The following is a 22065-nucleotide window of genomic DNA, read 5'->3' on the forward strand; positions in this document are numbered from 1 at the left end:
ATCCGATGCGCGGCGACCGTGAAAGGTTTACGCGCGACCCAGACGGCGGAGAAGAAGCACCGAGGGCACCGGCCTGGCGCCCATCCTGCGGACCGACTCGGCCACCTCGCGATCCGAGGAGACCACCGCGACCGCACGCCCCGCGGGCTCGGCGCGGACCAGCTGGCGGATCAGGTCGTCGGCGATCTGGTTCGGGGCGCTGAACATCACGCGCACCCCCCTGGGCGCCGACACCGGGACCGGCCCGTTCAGCTCGGCGCCGTCGAAGACACAGGTCAGCTCGGTGCGGGTCTGCGCGTAGAGCGCGCCGAGACCGGTGAGGAGGCGGGTGCGCTGGTCGGCGAGGGTGAACGTGCCGTAACCGGTCTTGGTCACGTTGTAACCGTCGACAATCAGGTGGATCTGCGGCAGCGCGAGCAGCTGGTCGAGCAGGGCGGGGTCGTCGTCTGCGAGCGCCCGCGCGGGAACCGCCTGGACCCCCTGCCTGCCGGGCGCCACCGAGGCCACCGAGTCGGCGGGGCGGTGGATGCCCGAGGGCAGGGCGAGCTCCCTGCGCAGCCCGGCGGCGGCGTCCTGCAGGGCGTCGAGCAGCATGCGCACCTTGGTGTCCTCCACGCTGCGGCCCTCGCGGGCGGCCCTGCGCGTCGACTCCAGCTGCCGCTCGGCGTCGGCCAGCCGCTCGCGCAGGCGGCGCAGCTCGCTCTCCACCGTGCTCCCCGCCGAGAGCGCGGCGGCGCGTGCCTCGTCGGCCACCTCCTGGGCCGCGGCGGCGCGCGCCTCGGCCGCCCTGGTCCGCTCACGGGCGTCGTGCAGCCTGCGGCGCAGGTCGGAGACCTCCGAGCGCGAGGTCTTGAGCTGCTCGCGCAGCCGCTCTGACTCCTCCTTGGCCGCGGTCTTCTGGGCGGCCAGCTGCTCGCGCAGCCGGGAGACCGTCTGCTCCTGCGCCGAGCCCTCGGCCGCGGCGGCCGACCGCTCCAGATCGGCGCGGGCGGTCTCCACCATCTCCGCCCAGCCGGGCGGCCGGGTCAGGTAGGCGGCCGCGGCCACCATGACGGGCTCGGCGGCCGGCGGGACCGTGCCCTCGGCGAGGCTCGCGACCAGCTCGGGCCAGCCCTCGGTCAGCGTCTCCGCGACCAGCTCGCGGAACTTCTTGTCGGTCTCCAGCTGCGCGGCGATCGGCGCCCCGCCCAGCCTGGCCCGCTTGCGGGGGTCGAACCTGGCGATCCCCTTCAGGGGCAGCGGCACCGAGGCGGCGGGCATCGAACCGAGAATCTGGGAGGCCAGCTCCACGACATGTAAGCGGACCTGCTCGGGTAACGGACGAGACAGGCCCTCTCCGGCTGAACTCATCACGGCCCCTACTCGGATCGGTCTTCACGTCAAGGGTACGGCTACCGCACCCTGACCCCGACCTGACCGTGAATCGACCGGCGGCCGACGAGCCTGTGAACGCTTTATGGACAAGCGCTTGCTGCTGGGTTACGACTGTGCGGATCGCCTTGTGACGCACGCCACCCGGGAGAGCGCGATGGACGAGCCGACGAACGAGCCCGGCCGGCAGGCCGGCAAGAGCATGCGGACATCGACCCGCGACCTCGGGGAGTTACGGGAACGGATGCGCTCATGGCTCGCCGGGAAGGTGGGCTCCCCCGTCGCGGTCTCCCCGCTGTCGCGTCCCTCGGGCAATGGCATGTCCAGCGAGACGCTGCTCTTCGACGCCTCCTGGACCTCCGCCGAGGGCGGGCACGAGGTCGCGTGCGTCGCCCGGATGGCCCCGGCGAGCGAGGCGGTGCCGGTCTTCCCCGGATACGACCTCGGCAGGCAGTACGAGGTCATGCGGCTGGTCAGGGAGCGCGCGGGCGTGCTCGCGCCCCGGGCCCTGTGGTACGAGCCCGACCCCGGGCGGCTGGGCGCCCCGTTCTTCGTGATGGAGCGGCTCACCGGTGACGTGCCGCCGGACGTGATGCCCTACACCTTCGGGAGCTGGCTGCTGGACGCCTCCCCCGCCGACCGCGACCGGCTGCAGCGGAGCAGCGTCGAGATCCTGGCCAGGCTGCACGACGCCCCGTTCACCGCCGGGGAGATGCGCCCCCTGGAGATCCCCGGGACGGGCGGGACCGCGCTGCGCAGGCACGTCGACGACCAGCGGGCCTACTACGAGTGGGCGCACGGCTCGATGCCCATCCCGCTGCTGGAGCGGGCGTTCGGCTGGCTGGAGGAGCACTGGCCGGCCGATCCGGGACCCGACGTGCTGAACTGGGGCGACGCCCGCATCGGGAACGTGATGTACCGCGACTTCACCCCGGTGGCGGTGCTCGACTGGGAGATGGCCGCGATCGCCCCCCGCGAGCTGGACATCTCCTGGATGATCTTCCTGCACACCTTCTTCCAGGACCTCACCGAGTTCATGGAACTACCGGGGATGCCCGACTTCATGCGGCGCGAGGACGTCTGCCAGACGTACCACGAAATAACGGGATACAAGCCCCGGGACATGGAGTTCTACGAGACGTACGCCGCCCTCAGGCACGGCGTCATCATGGCCCGCGTCTGGCAGCGCCAGGTCCACTTCGGCGAGCAGGCCATGCCCGACGACCCCGACGACCTGGTGATGCACCGGGCCCTCCTCGAACGGATGCTGGACGGAAGTCACTGGAGCTGAGGCCCTCAGGAGGCCATCAGTAGGCCTTCGGGAGGCTCTCGCGGCCCCCGGAGGGGGCGGGTTCTCCCGGCGCCGGCGCGCACCGGCCCGGGGAGGGCCCGGTGCGGTAAATGTCGGTCGGGGCTTCTATGGTCGTGAATCGTGAACTACGCCGTGCAGGGAACACTCGACGAGCTGGGCACCCCGCTCAGCCAGATCACCTTCGTCGTGTTCGACCTGGAGACCACCGGCGTCTCGGCGGGCGAGCACGCGATCACCGAGATCGGGGCGGTCAAGGTCAGGGGCGGCGAGGTGCTCGGCGAGTTCGCCACTCTGGTCGACCCCGGTTCGCCGATCCCGCCGTTCATCTCGGTGCTGACCGGCATCACCGACAGCATGGTGGTGGCGGCGCCGAGGATCGAGTCGGTGCTGCCGTCCTTCCTGGAGTTCGCGGCGGGCTCCACCCTGGTGGCGCACAACGCGGGCTTCGACCTGGGGTTCGTCAGGGCGGCCTGCGCCGCGCACGGCTATCCCCCGCCGTCCCACCAGGTGGTCGACACCGTCGACCTGGCCCGCAAGCTGCTCACCCGCGACGAGGCGCCCAACTGCAAGCTGTCCACGCTCGCCAAGATCTTCAGCCACACCGAGCCCTGCCACCGGGCGCTCGCCGACGCGCGGGCCACCGTCGACGTGCTGCACGCCCTGCTGGAGCGGGCGGGCTCCTTCGGGGTGCAGACGCTGGAGGAGCTCAAGGGCTTCGTCCGCGCGCCCACCCCCGAGCAGCGCCGCAAGCGGCACCTGGCCGACTCGGTGCCGGCCGGCCCCGGCGTCTACGTGTTCGAGGACGAGGGCGGCGACCCGCTCTACGTCGGCAAGAGCACCAACCTGCGCAACCGCGTGCGCAGTTACTTCACCGCGAGCGAGACCAGGCCGCGCGTCCGCGAGATGATCGGCATCGCCGCGCGGGTCAGGTCGATCGCCTGCGCGACCTCGCTGGAGGCCGAGGTCAGGGAGCTGCGGCTGATCGGCTCGGCCAAGCCCCGCTACAACCGCAGGTCGCGCTTCCCCGAGAAGATGTTCTGGCTCAAACTGACCGACGAGCCGTTCCCCCGCCTGTCGGTCGTCCGCGAGGTCAGGGACGACGAGGCCTCCTACCTCGGCCCGTTCAACAGCACCCGCGCCGCGGAGGACGCCCGCACGGCCCTGCACGAGACGGTCCCGCTGCGGCAGTGCACCGAGCGGATCACCCCGCGCACCAGGCGTTCCGCCTGCGCCCTCGCCGAGATCGGGAAGTGCGGGGCGCCGTGCGAGGGCCGCCAGAGCCCCGGCGAGTACGCCGTGCACGTCGTGGCGGCCCGCCGGGCGATGGAGCTGGACGCGGCCCCGGTCTTCTCCGCGATCGAGGCCAGGATGGAGCGGCTCGCCCTCGACCAGCGCTACGAGGAGGCCGCGGCCGACCGTGACCGGCTCGCCTCCTACGTCCGCACCTCGGCCCGCATGCAGCGGCTGCGGTCGCTGACCGCGATCTCCCAGATGGTTGCCGCCGCCCCCCTGCCGGGCGGCGACTGGGAGATCCACGTCATCCGGTACGGTCGGCTCGCCTCGGCCGGGGTGATGCCGGAGGGCGCCCACCCCACCCTGTTCGTCGAGGCGCTGACCGCCACCGCGGAGACGGTGCCGCCGGGCCCCGGGCCGGTCCACGCGGCCAGCGCCGAGGAGACCGAGTGCGTCCTGCGCTGGCTGGAGACCCCCGGGGTGCGGCTGGTGCAGGTCGAGGGCACCTGGAGCCTGCCCGTCTCGGGCGCGGGGCGTCTCAAGGCCCGCATCGACCGCGCCTACCAGGCGGCCGAGCCGCGGCGGGCGCGCGAGGGCCGCCCGCTGCGCTGATAGCTTCTGAGACGAAATGCCGCACTCAACGAGGAGGAAGCTCGTGGTCACCGCGATCGTTCACATCAACGCCGAGGTGGACCGGATCTCCGAGGTCGCCCAGACGGTCGCCGAGATCGACGGGGTGAGCGAGGTCTACTCCATAACCGGGGAGTACGACCTGCTGGCCATGGTCCGCGTCCCCTCCTACGAGGAGATCGCCGAGGTCGTCCCCGGCCGGATCAACAAGGTGGACGGGGTGCTGCACACCGAGACCCACGTCGCCTTCCGGGCCTACTCGCGGCACGACCTGGACGCCGCCTTCTCGATCGGCCTCGGCGAGTCCGACTGATCCTCACCCGCCCGTAAGGCACCCGGGCGCGGCCCGGCGGGCCGGGTGGGGGGCTCCTCGCCCACGCCGGCACCCGGCCTCGGCCCGGCGGGTCCGACGGGAGCCGCCTCACCCGGGCCGGCGGCCCCCAGAGCGGCAGAGCCCAAGGCGGCAGAACCCGGGCCCGCTGAGCCCAGGTCTGCTGAACCCGGGCCCGCTGAGCCCAGGTCTGCTGAGCCCAGGGCGGCAGAACCCAGGCCCGCTGAGCCCGGGCCTGCTGAGCCCAGGGCGGCAGAACCCGGGCCCGCTGAGCCCGGGCGCGGCCCGGGGCGCGCCGTGACGGTGAGGTCACCCTCGCCGGTGCGGCCGCCGGCCTCGCCCGCGGTGGGCAGCCGCGCCCGCACCTCGAACCCCCCTCCGGGCAGGGTCCCGGCCGCCAGCGTCCCGCCGAAGAGGGCGGCCCGCTCGCGCATGCCGAGCAGGCCGTGCCCCGCGGCCGCCGCGGGGACGGTCCTGCCGTCGTCGCGTACGAGAACGTCGAGGAGACCCGGCCGCCAGCGCAGCGTGACGCGGGCCGAGCGGGCACCGGCGTGCCGCAGGGTGTTGTCGAGCGCCTCCTGGACGATGCGGTAGGCCACCAGTTCGAGGGCGAGCCCGACCTCGGCGGGCCTGCCGTCCTCGACCACGTCCACCCGCAGGCCCCGTGCCCTGACCCCGGCGAGCAGGTCGCGCAGGTCCGACAGCCTGGGCTGGGGCGTCCTGCCTGCCGGGAGACCGTCGAGGTCGAGCAGCGCCAGGGTGCGCTGGAGCTCGACGAGCGCCTGGCGCCCCGACTCCTCGGCCACCCGCAGGGTCTCCCTGGCCCGCTCGGGGTCCTTGTCCATGATCATTCGACCGGCGCCCACCCCGAGCGTCATCATGCTGATCCCGTGGGCGACGACGTCGTGCAGCTCGCGGGCGATGCGCGCCCGCCTCTCGGCGAGCCGGGCGCCGGCCAGCGCCTCCCCCTGGTCGGCGAACCTGGCCTCCCAGGACCTGAGCCTCAGCAGCAGGAGCCTGCGCTCCCATACCAGGCCCGCCACGGCCACGCACAGGACGAGCGCCGCGCACGACAGCAGGATGGGGAACATCTGCCCGGTCAGGAGGTCGGCACGCCACATGGCCGCAATCTAGAACGGCCGCTCAGGGCGATACATCCCCTCGTGGGCGGATCTCGCATCCGCCCACGAGAGGAGGGACCTCCGGCTCCCCTGCGGGGGTCAGGACGACTTCAGGGCCCGGCTGACCTCGATCCAGCGGTCGAGGGTCTCGGCGGCGGCACCGGAGTCGACGGCCTTCGTCGCGCGCTCGTACCCCGCGGCCATCGCGGCGTTCAGGTCGTCGCCTGCACCGTCGTCCGCGCCCTCGCCCGCGCCGTCGAGGGCGACCAGCGCGGCGGCGGCGTTCAGCAGCACCGCGTCGCGGACCGGCCCCGTCTTGCCGCCGACCAGGTCGCGGACCGCCTGGGCGTTGAACACCACGTCCCCGCCGCGCAGCGCGTCGGGCGCCGCCCTGGGGATGCCGAGGGCGGCCGGGTCGAAGACGACCTGCTCGAGGGCGCCCCGGCGCACCACCCAGACCGTGGAGGTCGTGGCGATGGTGAGCTCGTCCAGCCCGTCGTCGCCCCTGAAGACCAGCGCGGAGACCCCGCGCTCGGCGAAGACGCCCGCGACGGTGGGGAGCATCCCCGCGTCGAAGATGCCGATCGCCTGGGCGGCGGGCCTGGCCGGGTTGGTCAGCGGGCCCAGGAAGTTGAAGATCGTGGGGATGCCGAGCTCCTTGCGCGTGGGGCCCACGAAGCGCAGCGCCGGGTGGTAGACCGGCGCGAAGCAGAAGGCGATCCCCGCCTCGACGGCGACCCTGGCGGTGTCGGCCGGGGCCAGGTCGAGCACGATCCCGAGGTGCTCCAGGACGTCGGCGGCGCCGCAGGAGGAGGAGGCGGCCCGGTTGCCGTGCTTGACGACCCTGGCTCCCGCCGCGGCGGCCACGATCGCGGCCATGGTGGAGACGTTGACGGTGTGGGCCCGGTCGCCGCCGGTGCCGACGACGTCGACGACGGGGCCCTCGACCGACAGCGGGGTGGCCCGCTCCAGCATCGTGCGCGCCAGGCCGGTCACCTCCGCGACCGTCTCGCCCTTCGCCCTCATCGCCACCGCGAAGCCCGCGATCTGGGCGGACGTGGCGGAGCCGGACATGATCTGGTTCATCGCCCAGGCGGTCTCGTCGGCCGTCAGGTGCTCGCCCGCGATCAGGGCGGACAACAGCGCGGGCCAGGTGGTGCGCGCGTCCATGGAGGTCTCCAGGGGGGTTCCGGGGGGTCTACCGGGCGGGCAGGCGGGTGGACAGGCGGCGGCGCATCAGGTCGGCGACGGTCTCGGCGAGGACGACCGGGTCGATCGGCTGCGGCACCACGGCCTCGGCCCGCGACCACTCGGCCAGCCAGCGGTCGTCGCGGCGGGCGATCAGCAGGCAGATCGGCGGGCAGTCGTGAACCTCGTCCTTGGCCTGGCGGGCCACGCCCATGCCGCCGGCCGGCTGGGCCTCGGCGTCGAGCACGGCGACGTCGATCTCCCCGGAGTCGAAGTGCTGGACGACCTTGGCGTGGGTGGCGCACTCCACGATCTCCACGAGGGGCACGTCGCCTGCGGGGCGGCGGCCGATCGCCTGCCGCACCTTCTCGCGGGTGCTCGCGTCGTCGCTGTAGACGAGGACCCTCATCTTGTCGTCGGTGCTCACGGTCGCGCTCACTATCCCTCGTCGATGTATGGTCACCTGGGATGCTACCGGTCAGCCGGTCCGGAGACCCAGGCCGGAGCCGACGGCGAGCGAATTGCCCCATACGTCCACTTTGAGGGGACGTGCGCACCCGCTATCGGGGGGTCGTGCGGCGACCCGAGCAGGAGAGCCGCAATAATGCTGCCCGTGGCGACAGCATCCGCAATTTCAACGACGACGACAGCACACTCGTCCCGCAGACCCGATCTGGTCAGCGTCGGGACGATTGTCTGGCTGTCCTCCGAGCTCATGTTCTTCGCGGCGCTGTTCGCGATGTACTTCACCATCCGGTCGGTGAGCATCGGCCAGGGCCTGCCCTGGCCCGAGGCCCATCTGAACGTCCCGTTCGCCCTGGCCAACACGATCATCCTGGTCCTGTCGAGTGTGACCTGCCAGCTGGGCGTGTGGGCGGCAGAGAAGGGCCAGGTCGCCAAGCTGCGCTTCTGGTACATCGTCAGCTTCCTGATGGGCGCCGTGTTCGTGGGCGGCCAGCTGTACGAGTACAGCCAGCTGGTCCACGAGGGGCACACGCTGTCGCACTCCGCGTACGACTCCGTGTTCTACCTGACCACGGGCTTTCACGGCCTGCACGTGACCGGTGGACTGATCGCGTTCCTGTTCATGCTGGGACGCACGTACGCCGCGAAGCGCTTCACCCGTGAGCAGGCGACCAGCGCGATCGTCGTGTCCTACTACTGGCACTTCGTCGACGTGGTCTGGATTGGCCTTTTCGTAACCATCTATGGCATTCACTAAGGAATCGGGGATCTCTGTGAATAGGATCACCGCTGGGCGGCGGCATCCCCTCGCGAGATACGCCGTCCTGCTCCTGGCCCTGGGCCTGATCGGCGGGGTCTACACCGTCGCGCTCGCGGTCTCCCCCAGCCGGCAGGCCGACGCCGCCATCGCGTCCGGCAGGGCCGACGACGTGGCGGAGGGCAAGAAACTCTTCGAGCAGAGCTGCTCCAGCTGTCACGGCCTCAACGCCGAGGGCACCGCGCAGGGTCCGACCCTGATCGGCGTCGGCGCCGCCTCCGTGGACTTCCAGGTCGGCAGCGGCCGCATGCCCCTGGCCAACCCCAGCGCGCAGGCACCGCGCAAGCCCCTGGCGCCCTGGGTCAACGAGGACACCGTCCGGCAGCTCGCCGCCTACGTGCAGTCACTCGGCGGCGGCCCGACCGTCCCGACCGACGAGCAGGTCGACGCCTCCAAGGGCGACAAGTCCAAGGGCGGGGAGCTGTTTCGCGCGAACTGCATCCAGTGCCACAACTTCGTCGGCTCCGGCGGCGCCCTGACACAGGGCAAGTACGCACCGCCGCTCCACCAGGCCAGCGAGAGGCAGATCTACGAGGCGATGATCACCGGTCCGCAGGCGATGCCGGTGTTCAACGACAGCATCATCACCCCCGAGCAGAAGCGGGACATGATCGCCTACATCGTGGGCGTGCGTGAGGAGCCCAACCCGGGCGGCGCCGGTCTCGGCCGCATCGGCCCGGTCACGGAGGGTCTGGTGGCCTGGGTCGTCGGGCTCAGCCTCCTCTCCCTGGCCGCCATCTGGATCACCGCGAAGAGGCGACAGGCCAAATGACTGACAACAATCACGACATCGAGCAGCCGGAGGAGCGCGCGCCCAAGCGCGTGATCGGCACCCCCTCCCCGGCGGCGAGCACCTCTCTTCTCGGCCGCGACGAGCCGAGGAAGACGGACGTCGTCCAGGTTCCCGGGGTGGTCCCGCAGGACGAGGCGACCGCGAAGAAGGGTGAGCGCTACGCCGCCCTCTGCTTCCTGGTCGCCTTCCTGGGGGGCATCGGCTTCGTGGTGTCGTACGTCGTCTTCCAGGTCGGCGACATCGAGAAGACGCAGGTCTCCAACCTCGCGCTGGGCGGCACGCTCACCCTGGCCCTGCTCGGGCTGGCCGCGGGCCTGACCACCTGGGTCCGCCTGGTCATGCCCAAGTACAACCTGGTCCAGGAGCGCCACACGATGGCCTCCGACCCCGAGACCAGGTCCTACGTGGCCGAGACCTTCCTGCAGGGAGCGAACGAGAGCGGCATCGTCAAGCGCCCGCTGCTGCGCCGCACCCTGCTGGCCGCCGCCGCGCCGCTCGGCCTGGCCCCGCTGGTCCTGCTGCGCGACCTCGGCCCGAGCCACACGAACTTCCCGGCCAAGCTGCGGCACACCGTCTGGGGCGAGAAGACCAAGGACGGCAAGCCGCGCAAGCTCCTCGTCGAGGGAAGCGGCTCGCCCATCAGGGCCGCCGACTTCAACTCCCCCGGCGGCATCCTCTCCGTGGTGCCCGAAGGGTACGAGCACGACCTGAACGCGCTGGCCAAGGCCACGCTGATCCTGATCAAGTTCCGTCCCGAGGAGCTCAAGTCCGGGACCAACCTGAACTGGACACACGACGGGATCGTGGCGTACTCCAAGATCTGCACGCACGTCGGCTGCCCCGCGGCCCTGTACGAGCAGACCACCCACCACATCCTGTGCCCGTGTCACCAGTCGACCTTCGACGCCGCCGACGGCGCCAAGGTCATCTTCGGCCCGGCCGCTCGGCCGCTTCCTCAGCTGCCGATCGCCGTCGATAATGAGGGATATCTCGTCGCAACGGCGGATTTCGCGGTCCCTGTCGGTCCCAGCTTCTGGGAGCGCGGCGACGCCGAGGCCGAGGTCCGTGAGAACGGAGCCCAAAAGTCATGAGCATCGAGACCGTGCCCAAGCCCATCGAGGGTGCGAGCACCTTCGTCGACGACCGCATCGGCGCGGGAAACTTCCTGCGGCGCAACCTGCGGAAGATCTTCCCCGACCACTGGTCGTTCCTGCTGGGCGAGATCGCGCTCTACTCGTTCATCATCCTGCTGCTGACCGGCACGTTCCTGACGTTCTTCTTCAAGCCCGGCATGGGCCACGTCGAGTACGCCGGCTCGTACGGCCCGCTGCAGGGCGTCACCATGTCCGAGGCGTACGCCTCGTCGCTGAGCATCAGCTTCGACGTGCGCGGCGGCCTGCTGATGCGGCAGATGCACCACTGGGCCGCCCTGCTGTTCATCGGCGGCATGATGGTGCACGCGCTCCGGGTGTTCTTCACCGGCGCCTACCGCAAGCCGCGCGAGCTCAACTGGCTGATCGGCGTGCTGCTGCTCACGCTGGCGCTGCTCGAGGGCCTGACCGGTTACTCCCTTCCCGACGACCTGCTCTCCGGCGCCGGTCTGCGGATCACCGAGGGTGTGGCGATCTCGCTGCCGCTGGTCGGCACCTGGATCACCTTTTTCCTCTTCGGCGGCGAGTATCCGGGCGAGGACGTCATCGCGCGCTTCTACTCCCTGCACATCCTGCTCATCCCCGGCATCCTGCTCGCGCTCATCACGGCTCACATGATCCTGATGTGGGTCCAGAAGCACACGCAGATGCCGGGCAAGGGCCGCACCAACGAGAACGTGGTGGGCGCGCCGTTCTACCCGGCCTTCATGATCAAGGCCGGCGCCTACTTCATGTTCACCTTCGGGGTCATCGCGATGCTGGGCACCTTCGCCCAGATCAACCCGATCTGGCTGTTCGGTCCCTACACCCCCGCCGACATCTCGGCGGGCTCGCAGCCCGACTTCTACATGGGCTTCCTCGAAGGCGCACTGCGCCTGATGCCCGCCTGGGAGCTCAACCTCTTCGGCGGCGCGGGGGGCACGCTCGCGATGAGCGTGCTGATCCCGGCCCTGGTGCCGATGGGCATCGTCATGACGGGCCTGGCGCTGTATCCGTTCATCGAGCAGTGGGTCACCGGTGACCGCCGCGAGCACCACGTCGCGGAGCGTCCCCGCAACAACCCGCACCGCACCGCGATCGGCATGTCGGCGGTCACGTTCTACGGCGTCCTGTGGCTGCTGGGCGCCAACGACGAGATCTCCGCGTTCTTCCACATCTCGCTGAACTGGACGACCTACGCGGGCCGGTTCCTGGTGATCGCCGGCCCCGTGCTGGCGTACATCATCACCTACCGGGTCTGCCTGGGCCTGCAGCGCGGCGACGCGGCGATCATCAGCCACGGCGTGGAGTCCGGTGTGATCAAGCGCCTGCCCCACGGCGAGTACATCGAGGTCCACGTCCCGCCGCACGAGTCCATCGAGGCCCACATGCGGGGCAAGGAGGCGATCCCGATCGTCTCCGGCGGCGACGCGGGCCCGAAGAGCCGCGACGACATCCCGTCCAAGGGGATGCGCGGCCCGCTCGGCAGGCTGCGCGCCAAGATGAGCGCGGCGTACGGCGGCGAGAAGATCCCGCTCGACGACGGCCACGGCGAGGACCACGACGCCGTCGGCACGGGTCACGGGGAGCACGCGGCGGTCGGCCGGTCCGGAGACGACAAGTCCCTGACCCACTGACCCGCTGACCTGCCACGGCTGACGCCACCCGGAGGGCCCGGACACCGTACGGTGTCCGGGCCCTCCGCTTTGCGCGCCACCGGAAGACGGCCTTACGGGTCACCGGGCGACGGCCTCGCGGGTCCACCGGATGACGGCTCCGCGCCGCCGGACGACGGCATGGCAGGCCTACCGGGCGACGGCTCCGCACATCACCGGACGACGGTTCGGTGCCGGACGACTGCTCCGCACGCCACCGGACGACGGGCGCGGTGGTGCCTCCGAGCTGCCACAAGACCCCCGCAGAGGCCTCCAGGAGGTCTCTGCGGGCCTTTCCCTGGCCGGGGCCACGAACGACTCATCCCGTGTCCCCGGCACCCTCAGGGAACGTCAGGACGCCGCCGGTCAGACGTCGTCGGTGTTGAAGTGCTTGAGGCTGCTCCACTTGAGCCACTCTTTCCAGCTCTCCTGCCAGTGGCCCCACCCGTTCAGGGGCTCCAGGACGCGGGGCGAGCCGGTGATGATGATCGGGTCCCCGATCAGGGTGTTGTCCAGGAACCACTTGGCGTTGCTCGGGCTGACGTTGACGCAGCCGTGGCTGACGTTGGAGTTGCCCTGGGAGCCGACCGACCACGGAGCGGCGTGGATGTACTCGCCGCTGTTGGAGATGCGGACGGTGTCGTAGACGGTCAGCTGGTAGTAGCCGGGGGAACCGGGCCCGATGCCCGGGGAGGTCATGACGGTGACGTTCTCCCGTGACATGGCCAGGTGCACGCCGCTGGTCGTGTGGTACTTCCAGTTGCCGCCCTGCCCGGCGCTCATGGGAATCTCGCGGACGACCTTGCCGTCGCGCTTCACGGTGAGGTGGTGCGTCTGGACGCTGCCCCGGGTGATCTGCGAGCGGCCGATCTTGAAGTTGACGGTCTTGTTCGCCGCTCCGTACAGGCCGTTGCCGCCGCGCACCCCCGCCAGGCGGGCCTCGACCCGGACCCTCGTACCGGCGGGCCAGAACTTCTTCGGGCGGAAGTGGACGTTGCGGGCGTCGAACCAGTGCCACGCCCCCAGGACCGGCCTGGAGGTGCGGACGAACAGGTTGCGCTCGATGGAGACCCGGTCGGTGACGTCGCGGTCGAAGGTGATCATCACCGGCATGCCGACGCCGACGGTCAGGCCGGTCGTGTCCCTGCCCGGCATGAAGTTCTCGATCGCGAAGGCCTCGCGTTTCCTCACCGTGGAGAAGGAGGAGGTCGTGGTGGTGACGGCGCCGGCCGGGTTGACGGCCGTCACGGAGACCTCGTAGGAGGCCCCTGGGGCCGCGACGCCCCTGCTGCGCCACTGGGTACCGTCGGCACTGAGAACGCCCGGCAGGGAGCCTCTGGCGCCCTTCACGGCCCTGACGGCGACCTGCCGCAGGGTGCCGCCCTGCACCGCGACCAGGATGGGGGTGTCCGTGGGAACGCCTCTGGCCCTGTCGAGAGGGGCCACGGTGACGACGGCCGCGGCGACGGCGGAGGGAGGGTTCTGCGACGCCTGTGGCGTCCGGTCGCCCTGTACGGCGGTGTTTCCCGAGCAGGAGGCCGTCACCAGCGCGAGAGCCAGCAGTCCCGCTCCCTGGCTCGAACCACGGATCGCGTGCCCCACATGAACTCCCCTGTCCCGGACTGAACCACTGATTCAGTTATTACCCGGAGTAAGCGGTTCACCACATAAGACATCCACCCTAGGCGCCAAATAAACGCCAAAAAGCGGGCCACGGAAGCTTTTCCGTGACCCGCTCGGATGGCGGTGAAACGCGAGGTCGGTGCGAGAAGCGAGGTCAGTGCGAGAAGTTGCCCCGGTAGTACTCGAAGACGAAACCGATCATGCTCATCACGATCGCGAACACGCCGATCAGGAAGAGCCACCAGCCGATGACCAGGCCGACCGCGCTGAGCGCGACGGCGAGGCAGACGAAGAGCGGCCACCAGCTGTGCGGGCTGAAGAAGCCGAGCTCGCCGGCGCCCTCGCTGATCTCGCCCTGCTTGTCGTCCTCCGGCTGGTCGCCGATCCGGCGGGCCGTGTACATGAGGTAGTAACCGATCATGAACGCGAAGCCCACCGAGATGGCCATCGCCGTCGTGCCGACCGGCTCCTTGGACCAGTACCAGTAGACGACGTCCACGGCGGCGAAGAAGACGCCGCAGAGGATGAACAACCAGCCCTGGACCTTCATCGGACCTCCTCCAGCTCACGATCGGCACCGGCCGGGATGTGCGGGTGCTTGAGGTCGAACGCCGGGCGCTCGGACCGGATGCGGGGCAGCGAGGTGAAGTTGTGCCTCGGCGGCGGGCAGGACGTCGCCCATTCGAGCGAGTTGCCGTACCCCCACGGGTCGTCCACGGTGACCTGCGGCGCGGTCTTGTGGGTCTTCCACACGTTGTAGAGGAACGGCAGCGTGGAGGCGCCCAGCAGGAACGCGCCGACCGAGGAGACCATGTTGAGGTCGGTGAAGCCGTCGATCGGGCTGTAGTCGGCGTAGCGGCGCGGGAAGCCCTGCGCGCCGAGCCAGTGCTGGACCAGGAAGGTGGTGTGGAAGCCGACGAACAGCGTCCAGAAGTGGATCTTGCCCATCGTGTCGTTCAGCATCTTGCCGGTGAACTTGGGCCACCAGAAGTAGAAGCCCGCGAACATCGCGAACACCACGGTGCCGAAGACCACGTAGTGGAAGTGCGCGACCACGAAGTAGGAGTCGGAGACCTGGAAGTCCAGCGGCGGGGAGGCCAGGATGACGCCGGTCAGGCCGCCGAACAGGAACGTCACCAGGAAGCCGATCGAGAACAGCATCGGCGACTCGAACGACAGGTGGCCGCGCCACATGGTGCCGATCCAGTTGAAGAACTTCACCCCGGTGGGCACCGCGATGAGGAACGTCATGAAGGAGAAGAACGGTAGCAACACCTGTCCCGTGGGGAACATGTGGTGCGCCCACACGGTGATCGACAGACCCGCGATGGCGATCGTCGCGCCGACCAGGCCGATGTAGCCGAACAGCGGCTTGCGGCTGAAGACCGGCAGCACCTCGGTCACGATGCCGAAGAACGGCAGCGCGATGATGTAGACCTCCGGATGGCCGAAGAACCAGAACAGGTGCTGCCAGAGCAGCGCGCCGCCGGTCTGGGAGTCGAAGATGTGCGTGCCGAGCTTGCGGTCGGACTCCAGCGCCAGCAGCGCGGCGGCGAGCACCGGGAAGGCCATGAGCACCAGGATCGAGGTGAGCAGGACGTTCCAGGTGAACATCGGCAGGCGGAACATGGTCATGCCCGGCGCGCGCATGCAGACGATCGTGGTGATGAAGTTCACCGAACCGAGGATCGTGCCCAGACCGCTGATGGTCAGGCCGACGATCCACAGGTCACCGCCGATTCCCGGCGAGCTGATCGCGTTCGACAGCGGGGTGTAGGCGAACCAGCCGAAGCTGGCCGCGCCGCCCGGGGTGATGAAGCCCGACAGGGCGATGAGGCTGCCGAAGGTGAAGAGCCAGTAGCTGACCATGTTCAGTCGCGGGAAGGCGACGTCGGGGGCGCCGATCTGCAGCGGCATGAGCTCGTTGGCGAAGCCCGCGAACAGCGGGGTCGCGAACATCAGCAGCATGACCGTGCCGTGCATGGTGAACAGCTGGTTGAACTGCTCGTTACTGGTGAACTGAAGACCCGGCTGCGCCAGCTCCGCCCTCATGACCAGCGCCATGACGCCGCCGATGAGGAAGAAGATGAACGAGGTGATCAGATAGAGATGTCCGATGATCTTGTGATCGGTGGACGACGCCCACTTCGTGATGATCGAGCCCTTGCGGGTCGGCACCGGGGGAAGAGGGAGGGATTCGTTGTGCGCGGTCACTGGGCACCCGCCTGACTAGCGATGTACTGGTCGAACTCGTTCTGCGGAACGAGCTTCACCGAGAAGAGCATCCTGCTGTGGTCCACGCCGCAGAGCTCGGCGCAGCGGCCGGCGTAGACGCCCGGCTTCACGGTGTCGACCTCGAACTTGTTGGTCACGCCGGGGATCACGTCGCGCTTGAAGTGGAACGCCGGGACCCAGAAGGAGTGGATGACGTCCGGCGAGTGCAGGTCGAACTCGACCTTCTTGCCGGCCGGCAGCACCAGCTGCGGGCCCTGCATGTAGTCCGCCGCGGGCTTGCCGACGACCTGGACGGTCTTGCCGTTGTACTCCGTGGTGAAGCGCCAGCTCCACTGGAAGCCCTCGACCTTGACCTTCACGTCGGGCTTGCCGGACATCTCGTTGATGTAGTTCTGGTCCCGCGCGGTGAAGAAGAAGAAGACGCCGACCATGATGATCGGCACCACCGTGTAGAGGATCTCGATCGGGAGGTTGTACCGCACCTGAGGCGGCAGCTCCTCCTTGGAGTTCTTCTTCTTACGGTGGAAGGCAACGGACCAGAGGATCAGGCCCCACACGACCACACCGGTGGCGAGGGCGGCGATCCACGAGCCGTTCCACAGACTCTGGACGGCGTCGGACTGCTTGGTGACGCCCTCGGGCAGGCCCCCTCGGGACCAGTCTTCGGCACTGCACGCCGTCAGGGAAACCAGCAGCAGCGCCAGAGCGGCAGCGCGTGGCACCCGGCGGCGGGCCAACGGACGCCGTGCAGAACGGCGGGTCGGACTCACGGATCGCCTACCCCACAGATGAAGCCCAGGAGTCGCTCCTGGGCGGTCGTTTGTTCACGTTCAAGATTTCGTAGTTCACAGCTTCACACTGGGGGACACATTAGCGCGGACACCCCTCGCCCTCCCCCGCAGCCCCCGCCCGCACCTTGCGTGGTGCGACGATTGGGACGTGGCGTACTTCGACGCGGCCTCCACGGAGCCGCTGCACCCCCAGGCGCGCGAGGCTCTCATCGCGGCCCTCGACGTCGGCTGGGCCGACCCCGCGAGACTGTACGGCTCCGCCCGCCGGGCAAGGATGTTACTGGAACAGGCGAGGACCGAGGTGGCCGAGGCCCTGGGCGCCAGGGCCGACGAGGTCTCGTTCACCTCCTCCGGCACCCAGGCGGTGCACCTGGGCGTGCTCGGCACCCTGCGCGGCCGCCACCGGGCCGGTCGCCGCCTGGTGACCTCGGCCGTGGAGCACTCCTGCGTGCTGCACGCGGCGGGCGTCCACGAGCGCGACGGCGGCTCGGTCGAGACGGTCGGCGTCGGGATCACGGGCGCGGTCGACCCGGAGGTCTTCGGCGAGGCGGTCCGCGCCGAGGGCACGGCCCTGGCCTGCCTGCAGAGCGCCAACCACGAGGTCGGCACGCTCCAGCCGGTCGCCGAGGCGGCGGCGGCGTGCGCCGAGGCGGGGGTGCCGCTGCTGGTGGACGCGGCCCAGACGGCGGGCAGGATGCCGCTGCCCCCCGGCTGGTCGGTGCTGGCCGCCAGCGCGCACAAGTGGGGCGGCCCGGCGGGGGTCGGCGTGCTGGTGGTCCGCAAGGGCACCCGGTGGCGCACCCCGCTGCCCGAGGACGACCGCGAGCGCCGCAGGGTCCCCGGGTTCGAGAACGTGCCGGCGGTCGTCGCGGCCGCCGCCGCGCTGCGCGCCACGGTGGCCGAGTCGGCCATGGAGTCGGCCAGGCTCTCGGCGCTCGTGGACCGCGTCAGGACCGAGGTGCCCCGGCTGGTCCCGGACGTCGAGGTCATCGGAGATCCGGTCGTACGAGCGCCGCACATTGTCACCTTTTCGTGTCTTTACGTGGAAGGTGAGGCGTTGCTGACGGAACTCGACAAGGCCGGGTTCTCGGTATCGTCCGGCAGCTCCTGCACGGCGAGTACGCTTCGTCCGTCGCATGTTCTGGAGGCCATGGGAGTGCTCACGCACGGGAACGTCCGCGTTTCGCTGCCCCGGGGCACCTCGGCGACGGATGTCGACCGTTTCCTCGCCTTCCTGCCGGACGCGGTGCGGAGGATACGCGAGGAGGCCGGTGTCAAGCTTTGATCAACATTCGGGGAGTGAAGACGTGATGACGTCCGGCCAGGCCACTCCGGCGGGATCGGCACAGCCTCCCGCCCTGACCATCGACGCGCTGGGCAAGAAGTGCCCGATCCCGATCATCATGCTGGCGGCGCAGATCAACGACGTGCCGCGCAACGGGATCGTCGCGGTCCTCGCCGACGATCCGGCCGCCTTCACCGACATCCCCGCCTGGTGCCGGTTGAAGTCACACCACCACGTGGGCAGCTACGAGCTCCCGGAGCGCGGCTGGGCCATCCACGTGCGCCGCAATTACTGACATGTCCTGAAATTGGGTATGACCTCCCCCGAAAACACGCCAAACGGTTCGGGGGGACGGCATGAGCGGTGAGACTGCCAGAGATCTGATGAACGCCGGGGTCCGGTGCGTCGAGGCACACGAGACACTCGACCGGGCGTCACAGATGATGCGGGACATGAACGTGGGCGCGCTGCCCATCTGCGGCAGCGACGACCGGCTGAAGGGGATCATCACCGACCGCGACATCGTGGTCAAGTGCGTGGCACAGGGCCTGGACCCCTCCCAGATGACAGCGGGAGACCTCGCGACCGGCCTGGTCTGGGTGTCCTCGGACGCGAGCGTCGAGGAGGCGCTGGCCAAGATGGAGCAGAACCAGATCCGGCGGCTGCCGGTGATCGAGGACGGCCGCATCGTCGGCATGATCACCGAGGCCGACCTGGCCAGGAAGCTGTCCGACGACAAGCTGGCCGAGTTCGTGCACCGCGTCTACGCGAGCGGCTGACACCCGGCCCGCGCGGGCGCCTGAGCGGGCACCTGACACGGCGGCCGCCGTACCGGCGGCACCGGACCGGGCCGCCACCGGACGACAAGCCCGGTGGCGGCCCGTGGTGGCCTACGGTGGCCCGGCCCGCGGGCCGGGAGCGGTGTCGCGGAACGACGCCCGGGCCCGGCACCCTGGGAGAGGCGCCCGGGCCCCGGTGGCTCACCGGTGGCTCAGGAGGACATCCCGGCCGTGGCGGCCCGGCGGACAGGTGCCCGGCCGTGGCGGCTCAGGCGTGGTGGCACTTCACGAAGGGGGCCACCTCCGCGGCGGCGTCGGCGCCGTAGGCGTCGGCGAGGCGCTCCAGGAAGACCTTCTGGCCGAGCTCGTACTCCTGGCCGCCGACACGCTCCAGGACGTGGGTGGCGGTGAGGTTGCCGACCTGGCCGCAGCGCTCCAGGGACAGGCCCCAGGCCAGCGCGGACAGGAAGCCGGAGCGGAAGGCGTCGCCCACGCCGGTGGGATCGGCCTTGCCGAGCTCGGGCGCCGGGGGGACGTGCAGGGACGGCTCGCCCTTGCGGTCGATGACGACGCCCTTGGGACCGAGCGTGGTGACGCGGACGCCGACCCGGTCGAGGATCTCCTCGTCGCTCCAGCCGGTCTTCTGCTCGATCATGCCCTTCTCGTAGTCGTTGCCGAAGAGGTAGGCGGCGCCGTCGACCAGCTCCCGGATCTGCTCCCCGGGCATGCGGGCGAGCTGCTGGGAGGGGTCGGCCGCGAACGGGATGCCGCGCTGGCGCGCCTCGGCGGTGTGCCTGAGCATCGCCTCGGGGTCGTTGGGGCTGATCAGCACCAGGTCGAGGCCGCCGACCCGCCGGGCGACCGGGTCGAGCTCGATGAGGCGGGCCTCGGCCATCGCGCCGGTGTAGAACGACGCGATCTGGTTGTGGTCGTCGTCGGTCGTGCACAGGAAGCGGGCGGTGTGGTGCGTCTCGGAGACGTGGATGGAGTCGCAGTCCACACCGTGGCGCTCCAGCCAGGAGCGGTAGTCGGCGAAGTCGGCGCCGACCGCGCCGACCAGGAGGGGCTTGAGCCCCAGGCAGCCCATCCCGAACGCGATGTTGGCCGCGCAGCCGCCGCGGCGGACCTGCAGGTCGTCCACGAGGAACGACAGGGAAACCCGGTCAAGCTGGCCGGCGATGAGCTGGTCGCTGAAGCGGCCGGGGAAGGTCATCAGTTGATCGGTCGCGATTGAGCCGGTGACGGCGATGCGCACGGGGTTCTTCTCCTCGTTGTCTGCATCTTCGGACGTGGGCGATTGAGCCGCACGGGAAGTTGAGCCACGCAAGAATACGCGACCTTTCCCGCGGCCCGCTCGTACCCCAGGGGCTACCCCGATCGGGCACGCGAAAGCCCCGCGGGGTGACCAATGTCACCCCGCGGGGCCGGGCGCTCTCGCCGGTGCGGCTCGCCTGCCGAACTCGCCTAGTTGAACGAGTCGCCGCAGGCGCACGAGCCGGTGGCGTTGGGGTTGTCGATCGTGAAGCCCTGCTTCTCGATGGTGTCGACGAAGTCGACGGTGGCGCCCACGAGGTAGGGGGCGCTCATCCGGTCGGTGACCACGCTCACGCCGTCGAAGTCGGAGACGACGTCGCCGTCCATCGAACGGTCGTCGAAGAAGAGCTGGTAGCGCAGACCGGAACAGCCGCCGGGCTGCACGGCCACGCGCAGCTGGAGACCTTCCTCGCCCTGCTGCTCCAGCAGGCTCTTGACCTTCGCCGCGGCCGCGGAACTGAGGATCAGGCCCTGCGCCGTGGTCTCGCTGCTCTCAACCGACATGTTGATGACTCCCGCGTCTGCGTCAGCCGCTCCCCGGGAACGGCTGTCTGTTTGTGACGTCCTTCTCAGACGCTACCAACACCCGCCTCCCTGTACACATTCCTGAGACGACAGACACATCCGTCCTTGGACAAAACCCCCTCCCCCGGAATAAAGCCCCAATCGCGTGTGTCATCATTAGTCGTCACTTCGACGATAAGGGGGTGTGGCCATGACGACCACCGAGACCGGGCTTCCGCTCTTCGTCCTCGGCAGAGGTGTCGACCCGCACAGCGAGCGCGGCGTCGACTGTCCCGGCGAGCTGCCGTCCGCTTCCGACCCGGCGCTCGTGGAGCGCGCCAGGAGGGCCAAGGCGGCGCTCGGCGACCGGGTTTTCGTGCTGGGCCACCACTACCAGCGCGACGAGGTCATCCAGTTCGCCGACGTGACCGGCGACTCTTTCAAGCTCGCGAAGGAGGCCGCGGCCCGCCCCGACGCCGAGTACATCGTCTTCTGCGGCGTGCACTTCATGGCCGAATCCGCCGACATCCTCACGTCGAGCTCCCAGAAGGTCGTGCTGCCCGACCTCGCGGCCGGGTGCTCGATGGCCGACATGGCCACCTTCGACCAGGTCGAGGAGTGCTGGGAGGCTCTGGAGGACGCGGGGATCGCCGGGGTCACCGTCCCCGTCACCTACATGAACTCCAGCGCCGACATCAAGGCGTTCTGCGGTCGCAACGGCGGCGCCGTGTGCACCTCCTCCAACGCCAGGCGCGCCCTGGAGTGGGCCTTCTCGCGCGGCGAGAAGGTGCTCTTCCTCCCCGACCAGCACCTGGGCCGCAACACCGCGGTGCTGGAGATGGGCCTGTCGCTGGACGACTGCGTCGTCTACAACCCGCACCGGCCCAACGGCGGCCTCACCGCCGAGCAGCTCGGGAACGCCAAGGTGATCCTCTGGAAGGGGCACTGCTCGGTGCACGGCCGCTTCAGCGCCGAGTGCGTGGACGACGTCCGCGCCCGCATCCCCGGCGTCAACGTGCTGGTGCACCCCGAGTGCAGGCACGAGGTCGTCACCAAGGCCGACCACGTCGGTTCGACCGAGTACATCATCAAGAAGATCGAGGAGGCTCCGGCCGGGTCCTCCTGGGCGGTGGGCACCGAACTCAACCTGGTCAAGCGGCTCGGCGCCATGTTCCCCGACAAGAACGTGACGTTCCTGGACCGGACGGTCTGCTACTGCTCGACGATGAACCGGATCGACCTGCCGCACCTGGTGTGGGCGCTGGAGTCGCTCGCCGCAGGCCAGGTCGTCAACCAGATCACCGTGGACGACGACACCGCCCACTGGGCCGGGGTCGCCCTGGACCGGATGCTGGCCCTGCCCTGAGCTCGGCGGACCTCGGCGGACCTCGGCGTGGACGGGCCCCGGCGGGTGGTGACCCGCCGGGGCCCATCGCGTTCCGGGGACCTGTCGCGTACCCGGGGTCGGGGGAGCACCGCGTGAGCGGG

The 22065-nt window shown here is 70.1% G+C and carries 21 protein-coding genes; 11 read left to right on the top strand and 10 right to left on the bottom strand.

The window, feature by feature from the left end; translation table 11 throughout:
- Window positions 1–27: 27 nt before the first annotated feature.
- Entirely contained in the window at window positions 28–1350 is a 1323-nt protein-coding gene (locus AB0F88_RS02800) for an NYN domain-containing protein (RefSeq protein WP_362676645.1), read from the bottom strand.
- 151 nt (window positions 1351–1501) lie between these two features.
- Between AB0F88_RS02800 and AB0F88_RS02805 the strand changes: the two genes are divergently transcribed.
- From AB0F88_RS02805 to AB0F88_RS02815, 3 genes are all read left to right on the top strand, one after another.
- Window positions 1502–2662: a phosphotransferase family protein gene (locus AB0F88_RS02805; protein ID WP_362676647.1), complete on the top strand. Its 1161-nt coding sequence runs from the start codon at window positions 1502–1504 to the stop codon at window positions 2660–2662.
- Between the two features lie 141 nt (window positions 2663–2803).
- Window positions 2804–4528, top strand: a complete 1725-nt coding sequence (locus AB0F88_RS02810; RefSeq protein ID WP_362676649.1) for a DEDD exonuclease domain-containing protein — start codon at window positions 2804–2806, stop codon at window positions 4526–4528.
- A 43-nt stretch (window positions 4529–4571) separates the two neighbouring features.
- On the top strand, window positions 4572–4859 hold the full coding sequence (locus AB0F88_RS02815) for an Lrp/AsnC ligand binding domain-containing protein (RefSeq protein WP_362676651.1): 288 nt from the start codon (window positions 4572–4574) through the stop codon (window positions 4857–4859).
- Here the strand turns inward: AB0F88_RS02815 and AB0F88_RS02820 are convergent.
- The 3 genes from AB0F88_RS02820 to AB0F88_RS02830 all read right to left on the bottom strand — a co-directional run bounded on the left by AB0F88_RS02820 (window position 4802) and on the right by AB0F88_RS02830 (window position 7595).
- Window positions 4802–5998 carry a histidine kinase gene (locus AB0F88_RS02820; protein ID WP_362676653.1) on the bottom strand — a complete coding sequence of 399 codons (1197 nt, stop codon included), beginning with the start codon at window positions 5996–5998 and terminating at the stop codon, window positions 4802–4804. The genes AB0F88_RS02815 and AB0F88_RS02820 overlap by 58 nt on opposite strands.
- 99 nt (window positions 5999–6097) lie before the next feature.
- Window positions 6098–7168: an anthranilate phosphoribosyltransferase gene (gene trpD / locus AB0F88_RS02825; protein WP_362676655.1), complete on the bottom strand. Its 1071-nt coding sequence runs from the start codon at window positions 7166–7168 to the stop codon at window positions 6098–6100.
- A 28-nt stretch (window positions 7169–7196) separates the two neighbouring features.
- On the bottom strand, window positions 7197–7595 hold the full coding sequence (locus AB0F88_RS02830) for a hypothetical protein (protein WP_362677922.1): 399 nt from the start codon (window positions 7593–7595) through the stop codon (window positions 7197–7199).
- A gap of 195 nt (window positions 7596–7790) precedes the next feature.
- On the opposite strand from AB0F88_RS02830, the gene AB0F88_RS02835 reads away from it, so the two are divergent.
- Genes AB0F88_RS02835 through AB0F88_RS02850 form a run of 4 tightly spaced genes read left to right on the top strand, consistent with a single transcriptional unit; the run spans window position 7791 to window position 12028 of the window.
- Window positions 7791–8408 (top strand): heme-copper oxidase subunit III, encoded by a 618-nt coding sequence (locus AB0F88_RS02835; RefSeq protein WP_362676657.1) that lies wholly within the window; start codon window positions 7791–7793, stop codon window positions 8406–8408.
- Between the two features lie 16 nt (window positions 8409–8424).
- Window positions 8425–9240, top strand: a complete 816-nt coding sequence (locus AB0F88_RS02840) for a c-type cytochrome (RefSeq protein ID WP_362676659.1) — start codon at window positions 8425–8427, stop codon at window positions 9238–9240.
- Entirely contained in the window at window positions 9237–10352 is a 1116-nt protein-coding gene (locus tag AB0F88_RS02845; protein WP_362676661.1) for a Rieske 2Fe-2S domain-containing protein, read from the top strand. Before AB0F88_RS02840 ends, AB0F88_RS02845 begins: the two co-directional genes overlap by 4 nt.
- Entirely contained in the window at window positions 10349–12028 is a 1680-nt protein-coding gene (locus AB0F88_RS02850) for a cytochrome bc complex cytochrome b subunit (RefSeq protein ID WP_362676663.1), read from the top strand. Before AB0F88_RS02845 ends, AB0F88_RS02850 begins: the two co-directional genes overlap by 4 nt.
- Before the next feature lie 384 nt (window positions 12029–12412).
- Here AB0F88_RS02850 and AB0F88_RS02855 read toward each other — a convergent pair whose 3' ends face one another.
- From AB0F88_RS02855 to coxB, 4 genes are all read right to left on the bottom strand, one after another.
- The gene (locus tag AB0F88_RS02855; protein WP_362676665.1) at window positions 12413–13648 is read right to left on the bottom strand and encodes an Ig-like domain-containing protein; all 1236 of its coding nucleotides are present in this window, start codon (window positions 13646–13648) and stop codon (window positions 12413–12415) included.
- A gap of 175 nt (window positions 13649–13823) precedes the next feature.
- Complete coding sequence (locus AB0F88_RS02860; RefSeq protein WP_362676667.1) at window positions 13824–14219, bottom strand: cytochrome c oxidase subunit 4; 396 nt, start codon at window positions 14217–14219, stop codon at window positions 13824–13826.
- Window positions 14216–15883: a cytochrome c oxidase subunit I gene (gene ctaD, locus AB0F88_RS02865; protein ID WP_362676669.1), complete on the bottom strand. Its 1668-nt coding sequence runs from the start codon at window positions 15881–15883 to the stop codon at window positions 14216–14218. Before ctaD ends, AB0F88_RS02860 begins: the two co-directional genes overlap by 4 nt.
- Window positions 15880–16626 carry a cytochrome c oxidase subunit II gene (gene coxB, locus AB0F88_RS02870; RefSeq protein WP_362676671.1) on the bottom strand — a complete coding sequence of 249 codons (747 nt, stop codon included), beginning with the start codon at window positions 16624–16626 and terminating at the stop codon, window positions 15880–15882. Before coxB ends, ctaD begins: the two co-directional genes overlap by 4 nt.
- 217 nt (window positions 16627–16843) lie before the next feature.
- On the opposite strand from coxB, the gene AB0F88_RS02875 reads away from it, so the two are divergent.
- The 3 genes from AB0F88_RS02875 to AB0F88_RS02885 all read left to right on the top strand — a co-directional run bounded on the left by AB0F88_RS02875 (window position 16844) and on the right by AB0F88_RS02885 (window position 18759).
- Window positions 16844–17980: an aminotransferase class V-fold PLP-dependent enzyme gene (locus AB0F88_RS02875; RefSeq protein ID WP_362676673.1), complete on the top strand. Its 1137-nt coding sequence runs from the start codon at window positions 16844–16846 to the stop codon at window positions 17978–17980.
- Window positions 17981–18005: 25 nt separating this feature from the next.
- Complete coding sequence (locus tag AB0F88_RS02880; protein WP_362677924.1) at window positions 18006–18275, top strand: sulfurtransferase TusA family protein; 270 nt, start codon at window positions 18006–18008, stop codon at window positions 18273–18275.
- 61 nt (window positions 18276–18336) lie between these two features.
- Entirely contained in the window at window positions 18337–18759 is a 423-nt protein-coding gene (locus tag AB0F88_RS02885) for a CBS domain-containing protein (protein WP_362676675.1), read from the top strand.
- A gap of 268 nt (window positions 18760–19027) precedes the next feature.
- On the opposite strand, the gene AB0F88_RS02890 is transcribed toward AB0F88_RS02885, so the two are convergent.
- Both AB0F88_RS02890 and AB0F88_RS02895 read right to left on the bottom strand, forming a co-directional pair.
- Window positions 19028–20014 (bottom strand): carbohydrate kinase family protein, encoded by a 987-nt coding sequence (locus tag AB0F88_RS02890; RefSeq protein ID WP_362676677.1) that lies wholly within the window; start codon window positions 20012–20014, stop codon window positions 19028–19030.
- A gap of 209 nt (window positions 20015–20223) precedes the next feature.
- Window positions 20224–20577 (bottom strand): iron-sulfur cluster assembly accessory protein, encoded by a 354-nt coding sequence (locus tag AB0F88_RS02895; RefSeq protein WP_030910261.1) that lies wholly within the window; start codon window positions 20575–20577, stop codon window positions 20224–20226.
- A 211-nt stretch (window positions 20578–20788) separates the two neighbouring features.
- Between AB0F88_RS02895 and nadA the strand changes: the two genes are divergently transcribed.
- The gene (nadA, locus tag AB0F88_RS02900) at window positions 20789–21943 is read left to right on the top strand and encodes a quinolinate synthase NadA (protein ID WP_362676679.1); all 1155 of its coding nucleotides are present in this window, start codon (window positions 20789–20791) and stop codon (window positions 21941–21943) included.
- Window positions 21944–22065 lie beyond the last annotated feature (122 nt).

The sequence above is a fragment of the Streptosporangium sp. NPDC023963 genome (assembly GCF_040639135.1).
Taxonomy (GTDB): domain Bacteria; phylum Actinomycetota; class Actinomycetes; order Streptosporangiales; family Streptosporangiaceae; genus Streptosporangium.